The organism is Myxococcus llanfairpwllgwyngyllgogerychwyrndrobwllllantysiliogogogochensis, from assembly GCF_006636215.1.
Classification (GTDB): domain Bacteria; phylum Myxococcota; class Myxococcia; order Myxococcales; family Myxococcaceae; genus Myxococcus; species Myxococcus llanfairpwllgwyngyllgogerychwyrndrobwllllantysiliogogogochensis.
In genome coordinates, this window is the sequence record NZ_VIFM01000874.1 from 1 (window position 1) to 416 (window position 416).

At 72.8% G+C, this 416-nt stretch carries 1 pseudogene; it reads left to right on the plus strand.

The features are described 5' to 3' along the window. Window positions 1–413, plus strand: a pseudogene (locus FJV41_RS50975) (hypothetical protein); the annotation flags it as partial. Window positions 414–416: the final 3 nt, after the last annotated feature.

Below are 416 nucleotides of genomic sequence, written 5' to 3' on the forward strand. Positions count from 1 at the left end.
CAGATGAGCTGCTGTCCTTGCGAGAGGTGCCCTGCCTGCCCAAACCCGTGGACGGCGTGGTGGAGCTGGCGGGAGGACCGGGCCCGCAGCCTCCGCCCCGGCTCACCCTCAACGGGGCGCTGGTGCTGACGGCGGACGAGATTCGGCGGCTGTCCTTCGTCGGACTGGCGCTGGAGGGTACGCCCGTCACGCTGGAAGAAGAGGACCTGGACCGGCTGGAGACCTTCCGCACCTGCGCGACGCTGCTGGCCACGCCGGTGGACCCGGAGGCGCTGGCCGGAGAGGCGCGCTCACACCCGGACCGGCTGCGGATGAAGCGGGAGCTGGCGCGGGGCTGCACGACGCTTCCGGGCGCTCCGGCACAGCCCCTGCTCGAAGCCATCGAAGGCGCCCTCGGGAGCACCGCCCTCTAGGGG